At 46.3% G+C, this 15,921-nt stretch carries 13 protein-coding genes; 9 read left to right on the top strand and 4 right to left on the bottom strand.

The window, feature by feature from the left end:
* Positions 1 to 140: 140 nt before the first annotated feature.
* Complete coding sequence (locus AOU00_RS11550; protein WP_061829497.1) at positions 141 to 851, top strand: MBL fold metallo-hydrolase; 711 nt, start codon at positions 141 to 143, stop codon at positions 849 to 851.
* Between the two features lie 99 nt (positions 852 to 950).
* Entirely contained in the window at positions 951 to 2,756 is a 1,806-nt protein-coding gene (locus tag AOU00_RS11545; RefSeq protein WP_069290657.1) for a glycosyltransferase 87 family protein, read from the top strand.
* Between the two features lie 131 nt (positions 2,757 to 2,887).
* Here the strand turns inward: AOU00_RS11545 and AOU00_RS11540 are convergent, their stop codons facing one another.
* The 4 genes from AOU00_RS11540 to AOU00_RS11525 form a co-directional block, all read right to left on the bottom strand.
* The gene (locus AOU00_RS11540) at positions 2,888 to 3,592 is read right to left on the bottom strand and encodes a Crp/Fnr family transcriptional regulator (RefSeq protein ID WP_069292037.1); all 705 of its coding nucleotides are present in this window, start codon (positions 3,590 to 3,592) and stop codon (positions 2,888 to 2,890) included.
* A 61-nt stretch (positions 3,593 to 3,653) separates the two neighbouring features.
* On the bottom strand, positions 3,654 to 3,824 hold the full coding sequence (gene rd / locus AOU00_RS11535; RefSeq protein ID WP_007432984.1) for a rubredoxin: 171 nt from the start codon (positions 3,822 to 3,824) through the stop codon (positions 3,654 to 3,656).
* Positions 3,825 to 3,826: 2 nt separating this feature from the next.
* Positions 3,827 to 5,020: an NAD(P)/FAD-dependent oxidoreductase gene (locus tag AOU00_RS11530; RefSeq protein ID WP_069290656.1), complete on the bottom strand. Its 1,194-nt coding sequence runs from the start codon at positions 5,018 to 5,020 to the stop codon at positions 3,827 to 3,829.
* A 36-nt stretch (positions 5,021 to 5,056) separates the two neighbouring features.
* Positions 5,057 to 6,292: an FprA family A-type flavoprotein gene (locus AOU00_RS11525; RefSeq protein ID WP_069290655.1), complete on the bottom strand. Its 1,236-nt coding sequence runs from the start codon at positions 6,290 to 6,292 to the stop codon at positions 5,057 to 5,059.
* 228 nt (positions 6,293 to 6,520) lie between these two features.
* Here AOU00_RS11525 and AOU00_RS11520 point away from each other — a divergent pair, with 228 nt between their 5' ends.
* The 7 genes from AOU00_RS11520 to AOU00_RS11490 all read left to right on the top strand — a co-directional run bounded on the left by AOU00_RS11520 (position 6,521) and on the right by AOU00_RS11490 (position 15,878).
* Positions 6,521 to 6,862 carry a cupin domain-containing protein gene (locus tag AOU00_RS11520; protein ID WP_025721355.1) on the top strand — a complete coding sequence of 114 codons (342 nt, stop codon included), beginning with the start codon at positions 6,521 to 6,523 and terminating at the stop codon, positions 6,860 to 6,862.
* 192 nt (positions 6,863 to 7,054) lie between these two features.
* The gene (locus AOU00_RS11515; protein WP_069290654.1) at positions 7,055 to 7,828 is read left to right on the top strand and encodes a class I SAM-dependent methyltransferase; all 774 of its coding nucleotides are present in this window, start codon (positions 7,055 to 7,057) and stop codon (positions 7,826 to 7,828) included.
* Positions 7,829 to 8,097: 269 nt separating this feature from the next.
* The gene (locus tag AOU00_RS11510; protein ID WP_069290653.1) at positions 8,098 to 9,729 is read left to right on the top strand and encodes a response regulator transcription factor; all 1,632 of its coding nucleotides are present in this window, start codon (positions 8,098 to 8,100) and stop codon (positions 9,727 to 9,729) included.
* The gene (locus tag AOU00_RS11505) at positions 9,726 to 11,489 is read left to right on the top strand and encodes a sensor histidine kinase (RefSeq protein WP_069290652.1); all 1,764 of its coding nucleotides are present in this window, start codon (positions 9,726 to 9,728) and stop codon (positions 11,487 to 11,489) included. The genes AOU00_RS11510 and AOU00_RS11505 overlap by 4 nt, the downstream gene beginning before the upstream one ends.
* A gap of 210 nt (positions 11,490 to 11,699) precedes the next feature.
* Positions 11,700 to 13,367 (top strand): ABC transporter substrate-binding protein, encoded by a 1,668-nt coding sequence (locus AOU00_RS11500; protein WP_069290651.1) that lies wholly within the window; start codon positions 11,700 to 11,702, stop codon positions 13,365 to 13,367.
* A gap of 14 nt (positions 13,368 to 13,381) precedes the next feature.
* Entirely contained in the window at positions 13,382 to 14,362 is a 981-nt protein-coding gene (locus AOU00_RS11495; protein ID WP_069290650.1) for an ABC transporter permease, read from the top strand.
* A 592-nt stretch (positions 14,363 to 14,954) separates the two neighbouring features.
* Positions 14,955 to 15,878, top strand: coding sequence for a carbohydrate ABC transporter permease (locus AOU00_RS11490; RefSeq protein ID WP_069290649.1), 924 nt, complete (start codon positions 14,955 to 14,957; stop codon positions 15,876 to 15,878).
* Positions 15,879 to 15,921 lie beyond the last annotated feature (43 nt).

Genomic DNA, 15,921 nt, shown 5'->3' with positions numbered 1-15,921 from the left:
TTTCTCAGTACGGCCGTCCCCGTAGCAGTTCCAAGCTCCAACTCCAGCTGAATAGCAGCAAAAGTATTTGCTTAAAACTAATTATATTATTTATAATACTAATATAATTAGTTTATAATTAAGTCAAGGAGATGAGATAAATGCGTATTGTTCAGGTGCAGCATGTGTATCAATTGACGTTTATGCCCCGGCTGTTCCCGGTGAACTGTTATTTGGTGGAGGAGAAAGAGGGGCTCACCTTGGTAGATGCCGGATTGCCATACAGTACCCGTGGTATAGCACAAGCTGCGGCGCAGATCGGGCAGCCGATTATTCGAATTGTACTTACCCATGCCCATGGGGATCATGTGGGTGCGTTGGATAAGCTCAAGGCAAGGTATCCTGACGCGCAAGTGTTCATTTCAAGGCGGGACGCACCGCTGCTACAGGGCGATGTATCGTTGGAGGCAGGAGAACCGGATACTCCTATTCGAGGCGATGTACCGAAGCATATCCTTACCCAGCCTGACGTTTTACTGGAGGATGGGGATCATGTAGGTTCGCTGTTGGCGATCAGTGCACCGGGACATACGCCAGGCTCAATGGCATTCTTGGATACTCGCACCCGAGCGCTAATTGCAGGCGACGCCTTTCAGACCCGAGGTGGTATAGCGGTATCGGGAAGGCTTAAGCCGCTGTTTCCTTTTCCGGCACTGGCTACCTGGAACAAGGAAATTTCGCTGAAAAGCGCCAAAAAGCTGGCGAGTTTCAATCCATCTTTATTAGCTGTCGGTCACGGTAACATGCTGAAGCATCCACAATCTCAGCTGGAAAGGGCGATTATGGAGATGGAACGACAATCTTCAGTGTGATGATTTCGTATTCAGCCAACATTCAGCCAGAACTCACAAAGTCCTAAGCTAAGACAGATACAATATGGGAAAATAGAAACAGAGAGAGGTGCATCGGGTTTGAACGTTTGGAAAGCGAACGGTCTGAAATATATACTTCTATGTAGTCTCATATTGTGTGCTGTCGCTAGTGTCGTTTCGTTATGGAGTTATTCAGGTAGTTCTGCGTCCCAGTCTGCGGCTGTTAGGCAGGGACCATCCGGCGGGTTTGGGGGAGGAGGCGGACCTGGCGGAGGTATGAGGGGGACGGATTCGGCGAATAGCGCTGACAGCAAGAATCAGGGGACGACAGACCAAACTACCAACTCCTCCACTGAGGGGACATCGACATCGGGTGACAAAGGTACAACGACCGGGAATGATACGTCTGTATCGGGCGGCAGTGGTGTTGCCAGAGACGGACAGCACAGAGGCCCCGGTGGCATGTCTGGTAACGGATCTGGCATGGGCGGTCCTGGCGGTGGTATGGGTGGTGGAAGAAGTGGGAACTCCTCATCTGCTTATGCTACTCCGCTGGCGATTTTCGCCGCTTTGTTCTTCGGTGCGTTCGTGTTTATTGCGTACCGGTTTCGGGCTCGTGAATGGAAGCTCGGGGAACGTAATCGAGGACTGATGCTGTGGACTGTGCTGGGTGTGGGTTTCTTTTTAAGAATGGCGATCGCTCCATGGATTTCGGGTCACATGGATTTAATGCTATTCCGGAACTGGGCTACGACAGCAGCGGATAGCTTATCGGGCTTTTACACGAACGGATCAAGTGATTATCCGCCGTTCTATATTTATATTTTATATGTGATTGGTCAAATCGGCTCTACGGATGCTTTCATTCCCTATATGTCCGTGCTGCTGCGGCTTCCCAATATATTAGCCGATATCGTGACAGCGTACATGCTGTACCGGTTGGCGAGCAAACGGGTCGGCTATGGAATAAGCCTTGGATTGGCTATATTCTACGTGTTTAACCCGGCTGTATTTATCAATTCGACCTTCTGGGGGCAGGTAGATTCTTTCTTTACGATGCTGATTGTGGGCATGATTGTGCTGCTTGTGGAAAACCGGGTCGGCTGGTCCGCCGTATTGTTTACGGTAGCCGTATTGATGAAGCCGCAGGGAATTATTTATGGGCCTGTTCTGTTTTTTGAGCTGCTGAGACAACGAAAAATACAGCCTTGGCTGTTGTCCATTGGCGGTGCTGTTGTGACGACCATTCTGGTCATATTGCCATTTTCGTGGGGGCAAGAGCCGTTATGGCTACTTGACCTATACAAGGGAACGGTCGGCGAGTATCCGTATGCTTCGGTGAACGCGTATAACTTTTTTGCATTGATCGGTGGCAATTATACGCAGGACACTACAACGCTGTTCCTGTTCAGTTACCATACGTGGGGTATGATCTGCATTGTGTTGGTGACTCTATTTACATGGTGGATGTATATCCGCAGTCGCAAACCACAATTTGCAGCAGCAGCTGCACTGGTGCTCATTGCAGGTGTATTTACCTTCGCTTCCAGCATGCATGAACGGTACTTGTTCCCTGCGGCCGCGTTAGCTGTACTGGCGTATCTGTATTTACGAGACCACAGATTTTTGTGGCTTGCGGGTGGATTCAGTCTTACGATTTTCCTGAACACCTTTGATATTTTCTATAGCTCCAACTCTCGGGATCAATACGGTATTATTTTGTGTGTGACATCATTGTTGAATGTGTTGTTGTTTGGGTATTTGGTCAAAGTAGTGTGGGATTGCTCCAAATCGACCACGATTGAGACTGCCCCTTCCACAGACAGAGTTTCGCCAGAACTTCCTTCAGCGCAGCCTGCATGGGGAGCGTCTTCCCAAGGTGTAAACACGACAATTGATAGTTAGTGGAGTATAAAATATGCTAAAAAACCGCCTTTTAACGAAATGGAAGTGGTTGATAGATCAACTGCAATCCATAAGTTAAAGAAGCGGTTTTTTGTTGTCCTCATGTTAGAGTAACATTGTATCTATGTGTCTCAATCCATATATTCGTTCAGTTTCTGTACATCGCAGATGGTAATCTCTCTTGTACCCTTGCTATGAATAATCCCCAGCTGTTCAAATTTTCCGAATTTGCGACTGATGGTTTCGCGGGTGACACCCACATAATTAGCCATTTCCTCGCGTGAAAGGGGGAGGTTTATTTTAATGTAGGAACCATCCGGCTTGCCATATTTATGTCCAAGCTCAAGAATCATATAGGCGATGCGGATTTCCGGGTCTTTGGTAGCTAGGCTTTGAGCCAGGTTTTCGGTATGTGCCAAGCGTTTAGTAATGGTTTTGAGCAGCTTCAAAGAGATATCGGGATTGTTGCGGATCAACTGCTCCATATCATCCTTGGTGAGCATACAAATATCAGTATCTTTTAAGGCATACGCACTAAAGTTACTCAGCTCATCGCTGTTAAATATGTTCAACTCGCCAAAAAAATCGCCAGTTGTCAGAATGTGCAGAATTTGCTCCTTGCCCTGAGGCGTCATCTTCAGCAGCTTGACATGCCCGCTTTTAATAATGTACAGCGTATCGGATGCTTGTTCCTCGATAATCAGGGCTTCACCCTTCTGATATTTTCGGTGTCGGATCATGGAGCTGACCTTACACAAATCTTCGCAGGACAAAGAGGAAAAGATAGGCACTTTGCGGGCACAGGGCTCTTTTTCGCACTGGCAGGGACAGGACATCTCATTCACATTCATTCACTCCATTCATAAACCGGAAACTACAGGTTATAGCGCATGGTTGTTATTCTGTATCATCTATTGGGGCAAAATGACTTTGATCCTCACCGCAGACTGGACAAACCCAGTCTTCTGGAAGATCCTCAAACGCTGTACCAGGCATAACGTCTTCATCGGGGTCACCGATAGCAGGATCATAAATGTATCCACAGGGCTGACAAACATATTTTTTCATCTCTAGTTCTCCTTGTCATTCAAAATTTTTGTAAGCTCTGGTGCGTCCGGTTTGAGTCCCTGCATGATGGCTGTTTTGTATGGTAGTGAAGCAAGGGCATCTCCAAAGCCAATCACGCCGCAGATAGAGCCGTTTTGTATGAACATACGTGTATAAGAAGCTCGATTTTTAATAATCAGGCTGGTGTCGCAGACTTGTTCATCTACCAGACCGATGGAAAAGAGAGGAGATTCATAGCAGTTTGAAAGGGTTACAGAGAGGGGACGCTGATAGCTGACGGATGCGCCCGCCATATTAGCGCCTGCTATTTTTCCCTGCTCCATTGCGCTTTCCCATAACCCATCTACTCTACTTTGAAATTCGGCTGCATCACCTGCTGCATAGATATTGGCGGAGCTGGTCTCCATCTGTGCATTCACCAGAATGCCTTGTCCAATATCAAGGCCGATTTGGCGAGCAAGCTCCGTATTCGGTTCAATTCCGATAGAGTACACGACATGCTCGCAAGGGATAACAGAGCCGTCCTGTAGTTCCACACCTTCTACGTGATCTGTGCCTTTAATACGTTTTACGCCTTGCCCAAGGTGGATCTGAGTACCCCGTTCGGTCATTTGATCGGTCAAAATAGCGGAGGCCTTTTCATCTAGCTGGCGGGGCATAAGCCGATGCGAAGCTTCCAGTATGGTTACAGCATACCCGGCTTGCTGGAAGGACCAGGCGGTTTCCACGCCTTGAATACCGCCCCCGATGATACATATCCGGTCTCCCTGTCGCAATTCCGCTTTAAGGCTATCTGCATCTTGTCGAAAACGGATATTGTGAACGTTCCTTAGAGAAGCCCCATCCAGCACAAGCTTACGGTTGTGAGCTCCTGTACACAGCAGCAGCTTGTCATAAGCAACGGTTTGTCCATCTATTGTTTTGATAGTACAATCCTCTGGATGTATCTCGGTTATCTTGATGCCGGAATACACATGAATTCGTTGATTGGCAAACCATTTTTCCTTTTTGATCAGGATTTTGTCACTGTGCAAATCAGTAAATAGTCCCTTGGAAAGTTTGACTCTGTTATACGGAAAGGATGCTTCCTCCCCGTAAATAGAAATTTCGGCCAGCTCATCATGATCTCTAATCGCTTTTGCCGCGTTGACGGCGGCGACACTGCCTCCGATAATAACGTAATGTTGGTTACCCATTCAGTATCTCTCCTATTCGCTATACGCTACTGTGTTTTAAATAACACTAAGCAGTAGATCTGAGACAAATTCAGCGGCATTTTTAATTTTTTTCACTTTTTCAACTTCTGTAGGAGAGAAACGAATACGTACCGGGAATTCCACATGGGTCATACCCGTTGATTTGATTACATCTGAAGTGCTTTGCACCTTCATATTAGTACCGTTCAAGTAATCCTGTACAACTTCAATGGCTTCCCCGCTCCAGCCGTAGGAACCAAAGGCAGCAGCCAGCTTGCCTTCCAGATTCATCTTTTGCATTTGTTGCAATAGGTCTTCCAATTTGCCCGTCATATCGGCATATTTAGTAGAGCTACCAACGAACACAGCATCTGCTGAGGCAATACTATTCAATATTTCCGTTTCATCCGCTTTATCCACGTCCCATAGCTCCACCTGGATTTGGTTCTCCAAAAAGCAGTCCTTCAGGATGTTTGCCATTTTTTTAGTATTATTTTTTAGGGTGGCATAGACAATCGCTACTTTTTTATCTTCCTTGGTTTCGGTACTCATAGAGGCGTACAAATCAATAAACTTGGCAATATCATGCCGGATCGCGAAGCCGTGGGAAGGCGCAATCATCTCAATATCCAGATCGGCAACAGCTTCGATTAATGTGCGCACATATCTGCGATGTGGATGAATAATAGCCTGATAGTATCCGATAAAGTCCTCGGTGATATCAAAACCAGCCTCATCGGCAAATAGATGCTCTACAGCCACGTGTGTACTGAAAATATCGCAAGGGAACAAGATTTTATCTTCTATACAATACGTAATCATGGTTTCTTCTGTATGCAGATAAGGAGTTTCTTTGAACAGCAGCGTTTTGCCTCCAATGTCCAGTTGATCCCCATCCTTGATTACGAGGAAGTTGCGATGCTGAAGCTTGTACATTTGTTGAATTTCCGGAACGGCAATCTCAGTGCAGACAATCGTAGCGTTCGTTGCCTTGGAAGCAAGTGCCGCCAATCCGCCCGAGTGATCTGGTTCCGTGTGATTGACGATGATATATTGAATATCCAATGGATCGATCAATTCGGTTACAGCTTCGGCAAATTCTCTACCGAACGCCATATCCACGGTATCCACAATGGTTGGCTTTCCGGTTTTTAATAGATATGCATTATAAGTTGTACCCTTTGATAGTAGAAGACGATGAAAGGGAACCTCACGATTATCAATTTTTCCTACCCAATAAATATCCTTTGCCAGCTTGAATCCGGGCTTCATAGGAATAACCTCCTGCTTGTTATTGTTTTAGCATCTTGCATAATCCGATTCTAGTTGGATGTGTCGGTGAAAAAGATGATTGAAATCAAATTTTTAAATAATTAAAAGTATTTTTTACTTAAATTTAGTTTTGTGATTGCAATCACAAGTCGAGCGAAATAATCCAATACAATAAAGGTATTCATCCATCTTAAGCAAATTTAATTTCAAACAGGAGCGTGAACCAATATGAAAAAATCAAACCTCATTCAATTTCAGGAATATAAGGAAGCTGCGTTTACAAAACGAATTGTGCATAAGGAAGCTGACAATGTAATTTTTATTCTCAACTTTACTCCTAATGCGGAGTTGCCAACACATAATCACCCAGGAGCGAATGTATATTTGCTTGTTCTTGAAGGCAGCGGGACTGTAACTGTGAACGGGGAAGCAACGGAAGTTGTCCAAGGGGATATCATTCATGTTACGGGCGATGAGCACTTTTCCTATCGTGGCGGTGCAGAGGCGAATTCCAGTCTGCATGTAGTGTTAACCCAAACGCCAAGCGAAAGCTATGCGCAGAACATATAAAAGAGGACACAGCACCATCATTGTATAAATGGGGCATTGGCATAAATCGTAAGAGCGGGTCTCCGATCGGCAATATATAGATATTGAATGATGCAACATGCTCATATCAAAAAAAGAAAAAGGTTATTTTTTTTACACTCGTATTGATAATGAATATCATTATCAAATTTTAAAAAGAGGTGTTAATAGCCAATGCAGACAGTAGATTACAAACAGGTGCCAGGGCACTGGATATTAGCAAGTCTCGGTAAGCGCGTGCTTAGGCCCGGAGGGTTAAAAACGACACGTTGGATGATAGAGGGACTTGACGTAACCGGACAGGATGAGGTCATTGAGTTTGCCCCCGGATTGGGTATAACTGCCCAAATCACACTGCGGCTTAATCCCCGTCGTTATATTGCGATTGAACAGAATGAGAAGGCGGCTTCTATCGTAAAAACGTATGCAAGCGGAGCAAATCGGGAAGTCATTATTGCCGATGCTGAACAGGTTCCGTTGCCGGATGCCTCTGCGACGGTGGTATATGGGGAAGCCATGCTGACGATGCATACAAGGGCCAAGAAGGCGCAGATTATTTCGGAAGCCAGGCGGCTTTTGAAAGCAGGTGGGAAGTATGCTATTCATGAGATGTGCCTTGCTTCTAACCATATTGAGCCTGCGCTCAGAAAACAAATTTACAAGGATTTGGCTGTAGCCATGAGAGTTAATGCGACACCGTTGACGGTGTCAGAGTGGGAACAGCTGCTGAAAGAGGAAGGCTTTAAGGTCGTTAAAATCTATACGGTTCCCATGCACTTATTGCATTTGCTACGTATCATTCAGGACGAGGGCTGGTTGAGATTTGGGAAAATTGCCTTTAACCTTATGCGTAACCATGCTGCCCGGACAAGGGTTATGGGTATGCGCAAGCAGTTTGTAAAGTACGCCGACCATCTGCAAGCGGTCAGTATCATCGCTGAGCGATAGCCTGAATTCACGAATAAGAGAATAAAGCTTTTTACGCAATAGCAAAAAAGGAGACGAACCCCTATTCAGGGATTCGTCTCCTTTTTGTATATTTGCTGCTTTGGCTTGGCTGCTGGAGTGCACATGCTTTGCACCCCTCTATTCGTCATATAATAGGCGTAACGAAAATTTCCAATTCCTGATGTTTTACATTACCATAGTGACTGAGATCATTGGAATAGTTAACCCAAATAATAAAATAGGCATACTTCAAAAGGAGGAAGCGTGTTATGAAGCTGCATCGAGCCATTGTGGTGGATGATGAAACCTTTACTCGTAAAGGGCTGCTTCAACTCATGGATTGGCAAGCCTGTGGTTTTGAAGTCGTAGGAGAAGCTGATAACGGTGAGGATGCGCTGGAGCTAATCAGCCGTATTCACCCGGACCTGGTCATTACCGATATTCGTATGCCTGTGCTGGACGGATTAGAGCTGATTCGGTCTGTGCTCGAACAGAGTACAGAACATCCCGCGTTTATTATCTTAAGCGGCTATAGTGATTTTGCTTATGCGCAGCAGGCAATCCGCTATGGGGTTCATGATTTTATGCTTAAGCCGATTGATGAGGGGGACTTTTCGGCTACATTGCGCAAGCTGAGTGAAAGACTGCATCGTGAACAGCAGAATACGCAACGATATCAGAATCACCATGCAGGTGGGCTGTTAGAGACTGTGATGATAAACCCAGTGGATGATGTAGTAGTGACACAGTGGGAGCAGCAGCTACGGCTTGGGGAAGCCACTTATATGTACTATGTACTCGTCGAGCTGAATGACCAACATCCCTGGCGCTCCGGTGACAATAATATCATGCTATCGCTTTTACAATTCAGGGAGCTTATAGAGCAAGCGCTTCATCGTTTAATGGATGGCAAGTACCCTCTCTATGTTCATGAGCATCGTAACCGGATTGGTCTTATCGTACCGGACTTCCTTTTGGAGTGTTTTGAAGGCAAGGTCCAAGTTTTTATGAAAGCGCTACAACGCGAGATAGAGGGGATGAAGACACTAAAAGATCAGCTGGGAAGTCGAGTTTTCATTTATGCAGGAAAGCCTGTGAATCGGTTGCAGGATATCCAGCAGTCCTATGCCTGTGCGAAGGAGGCAGTGCTCCATAAATACATTTATGACCATGGCGGTATTGTTGTATATCTACAGGAGGAAATGCCACCACTTCACTATAAGACCATCCCTCAGGACGTACTGGATCGCTTGACGGAACAAGTTGAGGAACTGCGGTTGGATGAGCTGCGTGTGGCCGTGAATTATTTATTTAGCAGCTTTCGGGAGGAGTGTTATGCTCCTGAGGCTATGAAAATGAGTCTGCATCAGTGCGTACTTAGTATCGTTCGGGTCATTCAAAACATGCAGGGAGATGAGCGCTCACTTCAGTCACTAGAACCGATGATGAACTGGCAGGACATGAACCTGTCCCTGGGTGAACTACAGCGATTGTTTACAGCTTTTGTCGAGGAAAGTGGAAGGTATATCGGGGTTCTGCGCAAGGATTGTCAGCAAGGAGGCATCCAGCACATCCGTGCTTACATTGAGCAGCATGCCGCCGAGAATATAAGCCTGAAAAGTATTGCGGCTCGCTTTTACATGAACCCGGTATACCTCGGTCAATTGTTCAGAAAAACGTATGGTGTGTACTTTAACGAATTTCTGCTGAAATTGCGCGTTCAGGAGGCGAAACGCTTGTTGCGGCAGACGGATCTGCGGATTTATGAAATTGCTGAGCGCGTGGGCTTCGGCAGTTCAGACTATTTTGTTACCCAGTTTGAAAAGATGGCGCATGCCACACCAAGCGAATACCGCAACAGCCTGATTGTTGGTAACAAGTCAGAGAGGGCCGGCGAATGAAGATGCTGAGAATGACTCTTGATCATGTACGACTGCGAGATAAAATGCTGCTGCTTTATTTTCTCTGTGTTTTTACGCCTGTAGTGCTGACCAATCTGATTTTTTACCATGTCACCTCGCAAAACGTGAAGGAACAGCGTATGCAGGATATTTCGCGCGCACTGGAACAGATTAAAATTGAATTTTACCGTGAATTTGAAGATGCGATGGAAATCTCGTCTATCTTTTATACGGATCATCAGCTCAATGAGGTATTGGAAGAAACATATCCCCACCCTGCTGACTATATCGCCGCTTATGACTCTTATTTACGTCATATCTTGAACAACACTTACAGTCCTGCATACCATTCCGTAGGTGGAATTACGATCTACACCAATAATTCAACGCTGCTGAATTCCGGTGGAATCAGCTTTATAGATGAGGGAGTCAGAAGTTTGCCCTGGTATACCAAAATCTCGCCTGGACGCCAGTCCAAGCCTATATTTGTACGTACCGATGACAGTACAGGTGAACAGGTGTACCCTTTTAGCCTGATTCGGCGGATGAACTACTTTTATTCCCAAAATGGTCGTGAAAAAATACTGAAAATAGAACTGCGAATGTCGTCCATTCGGGAGATTTTCAATAACCTGAATTTGCAGGGAAGTCTCTTTCTGCTGAACGAACGAGGGGGAATCGAATATACAACGGACCCCAAAGTGGATATAAACCACAAAAATGTGGCCTATAACACTCTCAAGCTGCCCGAGGACACGATGGAGTTCAAGACGAATTATGTGCTTACGAGCAATCTGAATGGCTGGAGCATTGTGGCTGCGGTATCGAGAGATGCAGTGCTGTATGAAATGCAGGAATCTCGCAATTTTGTGCTCTTGTTAACCTGTGTAAATATGCTGCTGCCTACATTAATCATTATTTGGATTACACGTTCGTTGAACGTGAGGATTCATCGTATTTTAAAGCACATGAAGAAGGTGAAAAACCAGCATTTTGAGCTGATTCGCGGTACAGAGTCGAGAGATGAAATCGGGCAATTAACAGGGGAGTTTAATCGGATGACGCTGAAAATAAAGCGACTGATTAACGATGTCTATATGGCCGATATACAGCGAAAAAATCTGGAAATTCAGCGCAGGCATGCCCAGTTGAATGCACTTCACAGTCAGATCAACCCACATTTTCTGTTCAATGCACTGGAGACGATTCGCATGCGGAGCTTGATGAAGCATGAGGATGAGACAGCGCGCATTATTCATAACATGGCACGGATTTTCCGCAATTCGCTGGTGTGGAACAAGGATCGGGTTACTTTGCGGGAGGAGCTGGAGCTGATCCGTTGTTTTCTGGAAATTCAGCAATATCGCTTTGGTGAGCGAATACAGTACGAAGTGCAGGCGCGCTCTGAAGACTTGGATAATCTGCTTCCCAAAATGGTCGCGCTGACACTGGTTGAAAATGCAAGCATCCACGGCATTGAGCCGCTAAAGCATGGAGGACGCATTGAGATTCATTTTGAGCATGAGGAAGGACAACTGATTCTAACGGTTCGGGATGATGGGGTGGGCATGTCTGAGGAACAGATACAACGCTTGTATGGTTACATGCAAAGGCAGGAAGAAATGGGTGAGCGTATAGGTCTACAAAATGTCATATATCGTCTTAAACTTTACTACGGGAGCCGCTTTGAGCTTGCCATTCGCAGTGCACCCGGCGAGGGTACGGAGATTCGAATTAGGATTCCTGCGGATCGGGAGTGAGGTGGAGAGCAGTACCTATTTTGCGTTGAAGGACCTTTACCTATAGTTTTCTAAGTAACACCTTTAGATTGACAGGTGAACGAAATGAACAGCATTTTATAAAATGAAAGTGCTTACAATTTAGGGTGTGCGGGATTCTCAGTGCTTGAGGTACGTGCGCACGATATTCACACACAATCGACAAAAGAGGGCGAAAGGGGAGGGTCTGGCATGACAAGCAAAAGGTTCGGAATCATCACTCTGGTAATGGTTATGATGGCGTCTATGATCGCTGCTTGCTCAGGGAGCTCGGGCAAGGAGCCGGCGTCAGGAGATAGCAAGGAGAAGGTCACATTCACGTATTTTAATGCCACTGCGGGGAGGGACATTAATACCAATGAAACGCGGATCGGCAAAATCCTGGAGGATCAGACGGGGGTAAACTGGAAGCTGGAGCATTTGGTGGGTGATTCCAATACGAAGATCGGTACATTTATTGCCAGTAACGATTACCCGGATGTGATAGTGCCGGATGGCACGATCGATAAGCTGCTGGATGCCGGGGCTTTTATTCCCCTGAATGATTTGATCGACAAATATGGACCAAATATTAAGCGTGTATATGGACCGTACTACAACTTGATGAAGGCGGAGGATGGGAACATTTACTTTCTGCCGCTAAGTGCGGTGGTAGGCGATTATTTACCTGCGCCTAACTTAGAGCAAGGAGCCTTTTGGGTGCAACGCAGGGTATTAAAAGAAGCGGGATATCCAAAAATCAAAACACTTGACGAGTATTTAGCTCTGATTCGTAACTATGCGAAAAAGCATGCAGATGAGGGCTTGACTGGGTACCTAGCGTTAACCACGCAGGATAGGTTTTATGCTCTTACGAACGCGCCGATGCATCTGGCAGGCTATCCGAATGATGGCGGCACGATTATTGATATGAAAACACACCGGGCCACGGATTATGGAGATATGGAAATCACAAAGCGGTATCTGAAAGAGCTAAATCAGCTCAATGTAGAGGGCCTATTTGATAAATCGTCCTTTGTGGACAATTACGATCAATATTTGGCAAAGCTGACCTCGGGTAAGGTGCTGGGCTTTTTCGACTACCGCTGGCAGGCGGGGCAGGCCCTGAATAATCTGCAAGAGGCTTCCAAGCAATCGGGCAATGATGATATGGAGTATATAGGGCTGCCTGTTGTATACGACCAGAATATAAAGGATCAGTACATTGATCCTTCGTCATTCGTTAATAACCGAGGCATAGGAATTACGGTCAGTGCCAAGGATCCGGTGCGTATCATCAAATTTTTTGACAACCTGCTGACGGACGAAAACCAGATATTATCCAACTGGGGAATCAAGGGAGAAACCTATGATGTAGATAAAAAAGGACGCTTTTACCGGACTGAGGAGCAAATTAAGCAGACTGGTCAGGACGCGTTCCGCGAATCATTCGGGTTCAAATATTTTGAATACAGTTGGCCGCGATACGGTAGCGGTTCTACCCTGCCTGACGGCAACTCGGTTGGCCCCGGACGGCAGCCTGAGGTTGCGCGTATGTCCTACACCGAGGGAGATAAAAAGCTACTAAAAGTCTATGGTGTAGAGTCCTTCTCGCAAATGTTTTCCGCACCTGACGAGCGCCCATGGTATCCGGCCTGGAGTATTCCGATTGCTCAAGGCTCAACTGCGCAGCTCTTCCAGCAAAAGAAGGGGGACCTACAGCGCAAATATTTCCCGCGTTTGGTGCTGTCTGCACCGGAGCAGTTTGATGCGATTTGGAATGAATACACCACTGAATTCAACAAGCTGGATGTAAAGGCGTATGAGGAGCTGATCACGAAGGAGGTTGCCAAAAAAATCGAAAATCCCGGTAAAAAGTAAAGGAGGAAGCAGCTATGGGCCACTCGTCACCACCACCTGTCACGATCTCCTTGGATCATTTGCCGCCCTCGCGGCGAACCGGCTTTAGGGGATTTATGCACAAGCTGAATCAGCAACGGGCACTGGTATGGATGTCCGTCCCTTTTTTAATCTGGCTGTTCATCTTCAAGTATTTGCCCATCTGGGGTTGGACGATTGCCTTTCAGGATTTTAAGCCTGCCCGCAAGTTGCTCGATCAGCAATGGGTCGGATTAAAACATTTCCATTTTCTATTTCAGGATGAACACTTTCTGCGGGTCATGCGCAATACGCTGGCGATGAGCTTTATTAATCTGGTGCTGGGCTTTGTCACCGCTATAACATTAGCGATTTTGCTGAATGAGCTTCGTCAGATCATGTTCAAGCGGGTCGTGCAGACGGTCAGCTATCTGCCACATTTTATTTCGTGGGTGGTCGCGGCTAGCATCATCAGTACGGCGCTGTCTGCGGATGGCGGCATCATCAATGAGGTGCTGATGTGGCTGGGGTTGATTAAGGAGCCTATTCTGTGGCTGGGCGAGGGAAGCTATTTTTGGGGCATTCTCGGTGCATCGGAGGTATGGAAAAATGTCGGCTGGAACACCATCATTTATTTGGCCGCGATGACGATGATTGATCCCTCGCAGTATGAGGCAGCCGAGATGGACGGAGCAGGGCGTTTTCAGCGGATTTGGCATGTGACATTACCGGGATTGAAGCCTGTATTTATCATCCTGCTCATTATGAACATTGGCAATTTACTGGAATCCGGCTTTGAGCCGCAATACTTACTGGGCAACGGCATGAACGTGGATTACTCGGAGAATCTGGATATTTTCGTGCTGAAATATGGTATTCAGATGGGTAATTTCTCGCTTTCCATTGCTGCTGGGATGTTCAAAACGGTGGTCAGCTTCATCTTACTGTTTAGCGCCAATCATATTGCGAAGCGGTTAGGGGAGGAGAGATTGTTCTGAAAAAGGAGTGAGTTATGGTGGGGGACGGCCGCTTCGCGTGCGGATTGTTCTTCCGATCGCTGTTATCCCCGTATTTTCTTATTGGAATAAAGATCATAGGTTAAAATCCGGGGATAAAGGCGAACGCTCCGCTTCTTCAGAACAATTCCGCCCGCTCCGCTGCTACCCGCCGTAAAGTCACTTTTTTTGAGAACTGAGGGTAGTGGCAAGGGGAGAGTTTAAGGAAGGCGCGTGACTCGCGCTTCCTTGGGTAAATGCGTCATGGTAGCTGGCTCAGCTTCGCTATCGCCATTGAAGGGTGTCTTTGGGACAGTGCTATTCGAGGCGATAACAGAAGGTGCGTGCTCATGCATACTACAGGTGCAAGTCAGTGGATTTTTAGCAGGCCGCTTCGCTGACCTTACAACTTCTAATTGCCACTAATAATCAATAAGAGTCTGCTCAAATAGCTACTCAGATTTTTACTCGAATTCCTATTATTGTAGCCACTAATATAACCGTTTCAATTAATAGCACCAGAGCTTCAACAATACTAATCGTATGAATTACATGGCTGGGTGCTTAAGCTATTTTTTAAAAAGGAGCGGAAGTCATGGGCAAAGGGAAGGCCGTACACGGGCGATTTCGGGCCCCCTCAGATCGAATTTTTGATGCGTGCAATATCGTGTTTATGCTCTGCCTGATGGTGTTCACGCTGTATCCGTTTTTAAATACGCTGGCGGTTTCGTTGAATGAAGCGAATGACTCGATTCGGGGCGGGATTTATTTGTGGCCGCGTGAATTTACGTGGAGTAATTATGAATTTGTGTTCAAGGAAGCGACGATTTTCCATGCTACGCTGATTTCTGTATTACGTACAGTTGTGGGTACAGTGACTTCGGTGTTTTGCTGCGCGATGGTGGCGTATACGATCAGCCGGCCGGAATATGTGCTGCGCAAATTTGTTTCGATTGCTTTTATTTTAACGATGTATTTTAGCGGTGGATTGATTCCGAACTTTCTCCTGATTCGTGAGCTTGGGATGCTGGGGACTTTCTGGGTGTATGTCGTGCCGGGATTGATTGGGGTGTTTAATGTGATTGTCATTCGCTCCTTTATTGAGGGATTGCCGGAAGGGATTTTGGAGTCGGCGCGTATTGACGGGGCTGGGGAGTTTGCCACTTTTATGCGCATCGTTTTGCCGCTGTGTGTTCCCGTACTGGCGACGGTGTCGCTGTTTACAGCGGTGGCACAATGGAATTCCTGGTTCGATGTGTTTTTGTACAATTCATCATATGAGCAATGGAGCACTCTTCAATATGAGCTGATGAAAATACTGCAAAATTCTAACACGTCTGTTAACGGTCAGGACTATGCGAGCCAATTCGCTGGTTCGGAAAATCTGGCGAAGTCGGTCACGCCTACCTCGATTCGGGCCACGATGACGATTGTCGCTTCAGTGCCTATTATTTTAGTGTATCCCTTTTTGCAAAAATACTTTGTGAAGGGTATGACCTTGGGCGGTGTCAAAGGATAGTAAATGAAAACCAATGGTGCCAAATACCAATTCCAAAAATTGG

It is taken from the genome of Paenibacillus polymyxa, from assembly GCF_001719045.1.
In the GTDB taxonomy this organism is placed as follows: Bacteria; Bacillota; Bacilli; order Paenibacillales; family Paenibacillaceae; genus Paenibacillus; species Paenibacillus polymyxa_B.
The sequence above is the reverse complement of the archived record's forward strand: the minus strand, read 5'-3'. Positions and strand labels throughout refer to the sequence as shown.

Excerpts from the sequence above, each read along its gene's own strand:
- AOU00_RS11490 (WP_069290649.1), top strand. The coding sequence starts at position 14,955 with ATGGGCAAAGGGAAGGCCGTACACGGGCGATTTCGGGCCCCCTCAGAT.
- AOU00_RS11500 (WP_069290651.1), top strand. The coding sequence starts at position 11,700 with ATGACAAGCAAAAGGTTCGGAATCATCACTCTGGTAATGGTTATGATG.
- AOU00_RS11525 (WP_069290655.1), bottom strand. The coding sequence starts at position 6,292 with ATGAAGCCCGGATTCAAGCTGGCAAAGGATATTTATTGGGTAGGAAAA.
- AOU00_RS11550 (WP_061829497.1), top strand. The coding sequence starts at position 141 with ATGCGTATTGTTCAGGTGCAGCATGTGTATCAATTGACGTTTATGCCC.
- AOU00_RS11540 (WP_069292037.1), bottom strand. The coding sequence starts at position 3,592 with ATGTCCTGTCCCTGCCAGTGCGAAAAAGAGCCCTGTGCCCGCAAAGTG.
- AOU00_RS11495 (WP_069290650.1), top strand. The coding sequence starts at position 13,382 with ATGGGCCACTCGTCACCACCACCTGTCACGATCTCCTTGGATCATTTG.
- AOU00_RS11510 (WP_069290653.1), top strand. The coding sequence starts at position 8,098 with ATGAAGCTGCATCGAGCCATTGTGGTGGATGATGAAACCTTTACTCGT.
- rd (WP_007432984.1), bottom strand. The coding sequence starts at position 3,824 with ATGAAAAAATATGTTTGTCAGCCCTGTGGATACATTTATGATCCTGCT.
- AOU00_RS11505 (WP_069290652.1), top strand. The coding sequence starts at position 9,726 with ATGAAGATGCTGAGAATGACTCTTGATCATGTACGACTGCGAGATAAA.
- AOU00_RS11515 (WP_069290654.1), top strand. The coding sequence starts at position 7,055 with ATGCAGACAGTAGATTACAAACAGGTGCCAGGGCACTGGATATTAGCA.
- AOU00_RS11520 (WP_025721355.1), top strand. The coding sequence starts at position 6,521 with ATGAAAAAATCAAACCTCATTCAATTTCAGGAATATAAGGAAGCTGCG.
- AOU00_RS11530 (WP_069290656.1), bottom strand. The coding sequence starts at position 5,020 with ATGGGTAACCAACATTACGTTATTATCGGAGGCAGTGTCGCCGCCGTC.